We start from the raw sequence: 7746 nt of genomic DNA, 5'->3' as shown, positions 1-7746 counted from the left end.
CGATGATATTGAAAAAATTCGTGAAACGGTGCTGCATCAGGCTTATATTGCTGTTTTGCTGATAACGCCCATCATTGTTCTGTTTTTGATTTTTGCCGAATATGTAATCATCTTGCTTTACAGCAAGGAGTTTTTGCCAGTAGTGACTTTTTTGGTTTGGGCTATTTTAGGAACCATTTTTAAGGCGGTTTCTTTCTCCATGGGATATATTTTTATTGCCAAAGGGGACTCAAAAATCTTTATGAAAACTGCCGTGCTTTTCAACTCGCTCTTGTTGATTATGAACATTGCCGGCTATCATTTTGGTGGTTTGGTAGGCTTGGGAATCAGCTTTTTTGTGTATTATATTTTGCATTTGATTTTGGTGGGAACGATTACCAAAGTGGCTTATAACTTTTATTTTCCAAAATCTTTTTATACTATTTTCTTGATTTGTTTGACGATTTGCTTATTGACTTTTGGCAGTTTGTTTATTGATAACTTATTCTTGAAACTCTTAAACCTTGCTGTTTTATTGGTGGTATCTGTAAGTTTTTCATTCTATTTATTAAACAGAAAAATGGATTTAATGGAGGTAGTTAAAAGCTATCTCAATAAATTTTGGAAAGACTAGTTAAAATCTTTCCATTCCTCAAAAATGAGTCCGGATATTTTCCGAAGTAAATTTACATCCGCCTTATACAGCTTCTTGATCCACAAGCGGTCTTCTTCAGTCATTTTTGGGTAAGTTTTTTCAGTTGCCGTAATGGTAAAAACCGTTTCGTGAATTTTATTTTTCAAACTGCTGCGAAATTTCGTCGGGATTAGCAACTTAACAAACTTTTTTAAAAAACTGTCACCAAACAACAAGGTTTTGATGGTTTTGTACAATTTCGGAAATTTAAGAATGGTGGTTTTGTTTTTGTCTGTTTCCGGAAGGGCACTGAGTTCTTTCAGGTTTAAAAACCGAAAGCAACTGTTTAAAGCTTCAAGTCTTTGGTCTCTTAGTGATTCTGTTGTGATGATATGGATATTTTCACGACCGTATTCTTCAATAAATAATTGCAGCCATTTTCCATACAAACCACTTTGAAAATAAGACTTGAAATTGCCCTCGGGTAGTCGGTTTTTTTCAGCGGGCACCACGTCAAAGTCATTCTTCACAGCTTCCCTGAAATTAAGGTCTTCGCTGCCCATACCCTTTAACCACCAGTAGTGCGAATAAATCCTGTCGATGGGATTCCTGAGCAAAAGAATAAATTTGGGTGGCTTGTCATAATAAGGTTTCATGCGCTCCTTAAACTCCGGAAAGCAAAAATAAGCCGTGCTGGATTCCCCAAAATAGGTGCAGGTTTTGTCCTCAAAAAGAGACTCATACCTGCTTAAAAGAATGTCTTTATCCTCCTCATAATTACTTCGTGTCCAGTGATGGGGCTCCTTCACAGAAGACATGCAAATATCAGGATGGGTATTGAGCAATTCATGCAGGGTAGAAGTTCCTGATTTTCCGGCACCGGGGACATAAAGATTGGGTAACTTATAAGGGTGCATTTGGTTTAACTTTAAAAATCAAATATATTCTTTTTCAATATAATTTTGGCTATCAACTTTAGCAAGTAAATGATCTTAATTTGATAAATAACAATAAATCAGTACTTTTATATATTAAACCATTGAAAATGAATAAAAGCATCCTTATCATTTTAACCGCTTTGTTAGCTTTTGAGTCAAATAGTCAACAGCAAGACCTTTTTGACACCCCGTGGTATGCCACTGAAATGGTAGTGGATGGAAACCCAATTCCGATTCCGGTTTTGCCGGCAAATCAACCGCAAGGTTGTTTCGTGGGGGTGGAAATTACCTCAAACGGGAATGATGAGGCAAATATTGATATTGCTTTGTGTGGGGCTTGTTTTTCCGATATACATTCTATCGACGGTTCTTCTTTTATTGGTTGGGGAAATGGCTGTCTTCTTTGCATGGATTGCGGACCTTGTAATCCTGATGGAACAGCAACGATTTGCACTCAAGGTTTTCTCTATGAGTTTGAGTCTAAGCAATATGATTTTTATGATGCGGAGGGCGTCACATTTACATATACCATTACACCTCTGCCGGGCAACCATTTTGAATTGAAGGTTAATAAGCCCAATGGCGACTATATCATTTATACTACAGAATCAACATTGTCACTTGAGGAAAATGAAATCCTCACTTTTTCAATTGTACCTAACCCCGCTTCAAATATCCTTACCCTTACGGGATTAAAAAGTGAAGTTGGGTCTGTTGTGATTTATACCCTGAACGGGATTAAAATTACTTTGGTTTCGGAAACCAATACCTATGATGTTTCAAAACTTGCTGCAGGACTTTATTTTATGTCTGTAACAACTGTTGACGGGCAAAAAGCAGTTCAGAAATTTATTAAAAAATAGTATTTGATTTTTAAGGGTGCTTCCAAACATCCAAATACTTTTGAGCGATTTTTATATAATGATGCTCTCGCTCAATAAACTTTCGGGCATTTTGACCTATACGTGAAATTTCTTCAGGGTTTTCAATTAGCCAACTTAACCTTTCCACTATTGCATTCACATCGGGCAACGCATTGATACACACTTCATCTTCCTGTAAATTGTAGTGCACTAAAAACTCTTTTTCAGCACCTGTAAAGACCACTTTGCCTTTGGCCATGGCTTCCAGTGCATTGTATCCCTGATCATAAGCATAAACTTGGTCTAACAGGATGTGCGCTTCGTCAAACAGTTTGATGTATTCAGAATAGGGCAGGCTTTCCACTACGATGATTTCGGTGTTGTCGGGGTATTTTTCCTTGATGATTTGGATTGCTTTTTCGAAAAATCGAATGCCTTTTTTAACAGCTGTACTTCGATTGATGCCTAATAATATTTTAATCTTTCCGCTTATTTCTGAAGGTTTAAAATCAATCAGATCACAGTTGACCGGATTTGGAATCAAACCCAAAAACTTGGGGTGACCTTGCAGAGGCAAAACATAGTCAAAATCTGAAGCGATGATCCCTTTGATGTTTTCAAAAACCAGTTGATGTGTTTTAAAGTGGGCTTTTGTGGTGTAATCCACTATGTATTGATAATGTTTTTTCTGCCCGAGGTCTTCCAAAAGCGGATCCATCAATGAATACCTGAACCCCTTGTTGAGCATAAACTGCACGCTGATGTAGTCAATACCACAGGAAAGCAAAAACACTTTTTTATTTTGCTTGAAGATTTTTTTCAGCAGGTATCTTTCGAAAAATGGGAATGTTTTAATGGGTTTTTCATTGATGAATTGAACCACATCATAATTTTTGAAATGTTCGGTGTGTTTACAGAAACGGAGTCCGCGTTCCAGTGCTGCAAGATCAATTCCTGTAAATTTGTAAAGTCCTTTTTTTAAGGTTTTGATTAGCGGTTTTTCAGAAGAGACCGGTCTGATAGAGACATCCACCGGAAAATTTTTAAAGCCGTCACCATCACCTACTAAAGTGACTTCATGCCCCAAAGCTGTCAAACCCAGTTTGAGGGTATTGTGCAGGTGACTGTATTCCCCGAGCAATAAAATCTTCATAGATTGGTTATATTTGCCGTGAAGTTAATTAATCTTCCATGATAAAACAACACAGGCATAAAATTGCCCTGATGGGCGAAATGCTGAGTGGCGGCGGTGCCGAAAGGGTGCAGGCCGGACTTTCCATTTTTTTTGATTCAAAAGGTATTGAAGTACATCATATTATAGTTCAGGATGTCATTACTTATGATTATGCCGGAACACTGTTCAATATGGGAAAACTCAAAGACGCCTCAAACGGAATTTCAAATAAGTGGTATCGTTTTAAAGCCCTGAGAAACTATTTAAAGGAACATCAATTTGACTTTATCATTGACTTTAGGGTAAAAAACAATTTTCTGCAGGAGTTCTACATTGCAAATATTCTGTACACCACACCTTTTGTAATGACTATCAGGAGTTTTGATACCAGTTTTTATTTTCCGAAGAATGCTTTTTTTGCTAAAAACATTTACAAAAAAGCCTATGGGTTTGTTGCTGTTTCCAAAGCATTGGAGCATAAAATCAAACAAGAATTCGGGTACAAAAATGTAAAAACCATATATAATCCGGTAAGGTTGGACAATATTCAGGAAAAGGCAAATGAGTTTAAACCGTTTGATTTTCCATTTTTACTTGGTGTGGGAAGAATGCACCGCATTAAGCAACTGGATCATATGATACACGCTTATTCACGCTCAACAGCCAAAGTCAACGGATTCAAACTGGTGTTGATAGGTGATGGAGACGATAAACCTGATTTGATTGAACTGGTTAAAAAGAAAAGTCTTGAAAATGATGTCCTGTTTTTAGACTACCAAAAAAATCCTTTTCCATATATCAGTCAGGCTTTTGCTACGCTATTGACCAGTAAAAATGAAGGCTTTCCAAACGTGCTTATCGAATGTCTGGCTTGTGGCACCCCTGTGGTTGCATACGACTGTGAATCAGGCCCGGGTGAAATTATTGAGCATGAAAAAAATGGCTTGCTTGTTGAAAACCAGAATCTTGATGAAATGACAAGGGCGATTGATAGGCTGATTCACGACAAACAACTTTACGATAATTTAAAATCCAATGCCGTAAATAGTGTGGAAAGGTTTAACTTTGAATCCATTGGGATGCAATGGCTCGATTATCTTAAAATACCCGTAAACAATGAATTTTGAAATTTTACAACTTCCAAAAATTGAAGACGTCAGGGGAAATATTTCCGTGATTGAAAAAGATGTTTTGCCTTACCCGATAAAACGCGTGTATTACCTCTATGACGTGCCCAGCAGTGCCCATCGTGGCGGACACGCACACAAGGAGCAATTGGAATTTTTGATCCCAATTTCCGGTAGTTTTGATGTGGTTCTTGATGACGGGACTTCCAAACAAACCATCACACTCAACAAACCCGACAAAGGATTATTAATCAAAACAAACATTTGGAGGGAACTGGAGAATTTTTCTTCGGGTGCAGTATGTCTTGTGATTGCTTCGGGTGAATATGATGAAAGGGATTACATCAGGGATTATAATGAGTTTTTGAAGTACTTTACTTAGAATAACTATTTACTTCCACCCCTTTTTTTTGTAGTTTTTGTTTCGTAATACTGATAAGGCGTAATATAGAATTGGGTAGTTGAAGCAATAGCTTTTGTTTAAAATTAAGGTTCTTGTCATCAATTTTTGATACCAGTTTCCTGAACATCTTTTTATCCCCTGAAAGTTTAAACTGCTTTGCATTTACATAGCGCTGAAAGTCAAGGTACTTTTTAATGTCTTCCCTACCTTTGTATCGCTCTTCATAAAAATCATAGTCGGGTATGGTTTTACCCAGAAGGCTTCCTTGTGTAATTTGATTTTCAGAAACCATAAAATAGGTCGCCAGTGCTTTGTTGTAATATGCTAAACTATTTTCGGCGTAAGCCCTGATATTAAAATCGATATCTTCACTATAGTTTACTTTTTCATTGTAGTAGCCCACTTTTTCAAAAACCTCTTTTTTGGCACAAAAACAGGATTGGTTGTATAGCGAATAGTTGCAGCTATATTCAAAAAAGTTGGGAATAATGCCGTGCAGTTCAAATTCTTTGATTTTGAACGAATATTCAATTACTTTTTTTCCGTCGAGGTTGACTTGATATTTAGTTCCAAACAACTTAGCTTCCGGATAATTTTGACTTAGAAAATGAATGGTTTCCAGAAATTGAGGTTTCCACAAATCGTCGGCATCCAGAAATGCTACATATGCTGCATTAGCAGCCCTTATTCCGGTATTTCTGGATGCTGAAAGCCCTTTGTTCTTTTCGTGTTCAATAACTTGAATTCTATTGTCTGAAAAGGTTTTGACTATATCTATGCTTTTATCTGTTGAGCAATCATTAATAACTAGTACTTCAAAATCAGTAAAACTTTGATTTAATACAGATTGCAATGTATCTGAAATAAAATTTTCCTTGTTATAGAGTGGTATAACGACTGAGAATTTTGGAAAGTGTATCATAGATTAAACAGCTGTATTTCATATTTTAAATCATCACTCAGTTTGATATTACATTAAGTTTTTTAGTTTTCTAAAATGATAAAGTCTGTAAAAGTCAAAGAATAATAAAGAAGGGCTGTCACTTAGTAAATTACGCTCAATTTTCTTTTCAAACAATTTTCCAAAAAAATCAATCAAAAAAAGCATTCTCAATTTTTTTAAAATATCATAATAGCGATTTAATTTAATATAATGATTAGGAACTAATTTTTGTTGTTCAAAAATTATACTTGCTTTTAAAGAATCTATTGATTTTTCTAAAAAGATACGACTACTCTCAATGCCTAAGTGATAAACGGGGTTTTCGATATGATATATTGGTACATTATTATTTTTTAAGTCGAAAGAAAATAAGGTGTCTTCATGTCGCAAGTTAGGGATAGATTCATTAAAAGGAACTTTCGAAAGAATTTCTTTATGAATCATAAAGTTGAGCGTAAGGAAGGATATATATGGCTTTTCTGTTCTTTTCTGAGCTGTTAAAGCTTCTCTTTTTTTTCCATATTGCCACCTTAACAGTTCCTTATTTAAGGGCTTGTCGCTTTTGTATCTTATGCCACCATAAATAACTGAAGGTTCGTGATTTATATATTTAATATATTGTTTAATAAAATCATCTTGAATTGGAATGACATCGGCATCTAGAAAAAGCAACCAGGGATATGTAGCTTTTTTACCTAATAAATTTCTGATTTTACTTCGACCAATATTTTTCTCTAATATGTGATAGGATGCATTTTTTAATCGGTTTATATTTTTATTTACAGTTACAAAAGAATCATTGTCTGAAGCATCATCTAAGCAAATTACCTCAAAAGATATTTTTTCTTTTTCCAAAAGGGTATGTACTTTTTGAACTAAAGGAAAAATGTTGTAATTATAGGTAGGAATTAAAACTGAAATCATCTTTCTAGATTAAACCGTTTTTTGCACCACTTCAAAAATTTGATTTTCGTCGCATTTGAGTGTTTTTGATGGATATTTGAGCAACAAGGCATAATCGTGAGTAGCCATTAATATAGTGTTGCCGTTTTTATTGATTTCCTGTAAGACTTCCATAACCTCTACCGAAGTTTGCGGGTCGAGGTTTCCGGTGGGTTCATCAGCAAGGATGAGCTCAGGGTCGTTAAGTAAAGCACGGGCAATGGCCACGCGTTGTTGCTCTCCTCCGGAAAGTTGGTAAGGATATTTAAAACCCTTGGTTTTCATATCAACTTTGCCTAAAACTTCATCCACTTTATTGTCCATCGCTATTTTATCTGTCCAGCCGGTGGCTTTAAGCACAAATAGCAGATTGTCGTTGACCGTCCTGTCATTGAGTAACTTAAAATCCTGAAACACCACGCCGAGTTTTCTTCTTAGAAAAGGAATGTCTTTTTCTTTCAGGGTTCGCAAATTGAAATCAACTATTTCACCTTCACCTTCAATCAGCGGAATGTCTCCATAAAGTGTTTTCATAAAACTGCTCTTTCCGGTTCCTGTTTTTCCGATGAGGTAAACAAATTCACCCTTTTCAATAGATACATTAACGTCTGATAAAATAAGGGTTTCACGTTGATAGATGGCGGCGTTTTTAAGAAATAAGACCGGGTTTGACATAACTGTTTAAGGGTTTTCAGCGAAATTACAAGTTATTTTCATTATGGAAACGAAAAATTATATAAAAT

9 protein-coding genes are annotated in these 7746 nt (G+C 35.8%); 4 read left to right on the top strand and 5 right to left on the bottom strand.

The features are described 5' to 3' along the window. A partial coding sequence (locus AC6F75_RS13275) for a hypothetical protein (protein WP_500715571.1) occupies positions 1-613 on the top strand: 613 nt, incomplete at its 5' end. Here the strand turns inward: AC6F75_RS13275 and AC6F75_RS13270 are convergent. Continuing rightward, positions 610-1530: a sulfotransferase domain-containing protein gene (locus AC6F75_RS13270; protein ID WP_500715570.1), complete on the bottom strand. Its 921-nt coding sequence runs from the start codon at positions 1528-1530 to the stop codon at positions 610-612. The genes AC6F75_RS13275 and AC6F75_RS13270 overlap by 4 nt on opposite strands. A 128-nt stretch (positions 1531-1658) precedes the next feature. Between AC6F75_RS13270 and AC6F75_RS13265 the strand changes: the two genes are divergently transcribed. Further along, positions 1659-2414, top strand: coding sequence for a T9SS type A sorting domain-containing protein (locus tag AC6F75_RS13265; RefSeq protein ID WP_500715569.1), 756 nt, complete (start codon positions 1659-1661; stop codon positions 2412-2414). A 10-nt stretch (positions 2415-2424) separates the two neighbouring features. On the opposite strand, the gene AC6F75_RS13260 is transcribed toward AC6F75_RS13265, so the two are convergent. Next, on the bottom strand, positions 2425-3567 hold the full coding sequence (locus AC6F75_RS13260) for a glycosyltransferase family protein (protein ID WP_500715568.1): 1143 nt from the start codon (positions 3565-3567) through the stop codon (positions 2425-2427). A 38-nt stretch (positions 3568-3605) separates the two neighbouring features. Here AC6F75_RS13260 and AC6F75_RS13255 point away from each other — a divergent pair, with 38 nt between their 5' ends. After that, complete coding sequence (locus tag AC6F75_RS13255; RefSeq protein WP_500715567.1) at positions 3606-4715, top strand: glycosyltransferase; 1110 nt, start codon at positions 3606-3608, stop codon at positions 4713-4715. Next, positions 4705-5097 (top strand): WxcM-like domain-containing protein, encoded by a 393-nt coding sequence (locus tag AC6F75_RS13250; protein ID WP_500715566.1) that lies wholly within the window; start codon positions 4705-4707, stop codon positions 5095-5097. Before AC6F75_RS13255 ends, AC6F75_RS13250 begins: the two co-directional genes overlap by 11 nt. On the opposite strand, the gene AC6F75_RS13245 is transcribed toward AC6F75_RS13250, so the two are convergent. The 3 genes from AC6F75_RS13245 to AC6F75_RS13235 are packed head-to-tail and all read right to left on the bottom strand — an operon-like array spanning position 5090 to position 7678. Then, complete coding sequence (locus AC6F75_RS13245; protein WP_500715565.1) at positions 5090-6040, bottom strand: glycosyltransferase; 951 nt, start codon at positions 6038-6040, stop codon at positions 5090-5092. The two genes, AC6F75_RS13250 and AC6F75_RS13245, sit on opposite strands and share 8 nt — an antisense overlap. Positions 6041-6088: 48 nt before the next feature. Next, positions 6089-6985 (bottom strand): glycosyltransferase, encoded by an 897-nt coding sequence (locus AC6F75_RS13240; RefSeq protein WP_500715564.1) that lies wholly within the window; start codon positions 6983-6985, stop codon positions 6089-6091. Between the two features lie 9 nt (positions 6986-6994). Then, entirely contained in the window at positions 6995-7678 is a 684-nt protein-coding gene (locus AC6F75_RS13235) for an ATP-binding cassette domain-containing protein (protein ID WP_500715563.1), read from the bottom strand. Between the last annotated feature and the right edge of the window lie 68 nt (positions 7679-7746).

The sequence above is a fragment of the Planktosalinus sp. genome, from assembly GCF_059864935.1.
The sequence above is the reverse complement of the archived record's forward strand: the minus strand, read 5'-3'. Positions and strand labels throughout refer to the sequence as shown.